The organism is Mesorhizobium australafricanum, assembly GCF_033977265.1.
GTDB lineage: Bacteria > Pseudomonadota > Alphaproteobacteria > Rhizobiales > Rhizobiaceae > Mesorhizobium > Mesorhizobium australafricanum.
On sequence record NZ_JAVIIT010000068.1, the window covers coordinates 1 to 627 of the forward strand.

Annotated in this window: 1 protein-coding gene; it reads left to right on the top strand. The window is 55.0% G+C overall.

The window, feature by feature from the left end; translation table 11 throughout:
• Nucleotides 1-627, top strand: a 627-nt coding sequence (locus tag RFM98_RS31205; protein ID WP_441332532.1) for an ATP-binding protein, incomplete at both ends; no start/stop codon positions are given.

Genomic DNA, 627 nt, shown 5'->3' on the forward strand with positions numbered 1-627 from the left:
TTCGCGCAAGGACCCCTTTACATCGCTCAAGTAATGGGAAATGAGGTCATTGCGATCGGCGCCGCTCTATACGGGCCTCCCCCGCATTTCGTCTGTCGTCAGTTGAACTATCCGGCCCGGCTGACTGATGACGAGCATAAACGTATCGCAGATGTTTCGCTGAGTTGTTTGCAAGCTCTCGGCCTCGGCTGGGGACCAACGAACATTGAATTCCGGTGGACCAAGCTTGGCCCAGTCGTCATTGAAGTCAATCCGCGTCTTGCTGGTACGCCCGATCCTGAACTGGCTCAACTGGCTTACGGCATCGATCTCGTTGCCGAGCACATCAAACTTGTGATCGGCGACGAATGGAATTTGAGCAGAAGGCTATCGCGGACGGCCGCCGCGCGGATGCTGATCCCTGATTGCGATGGTACCCTCGACTGGATAGATGGCGACAGTCAGGCGGCTGCTGTTTCAGGTGTCGCTGAAGTCAAATTGTATATCCCACCCCAGACACCGATCGTCAGGAAAGGCAATTACTTTGACAGGATAGGACACGTCATCGCGGTGTCAGCCAGCCTTGCCCAAACCGAGGCGGCACTTAAGCGTGCCGTCGACACAATTAGTTGGTCAATCACACCATTT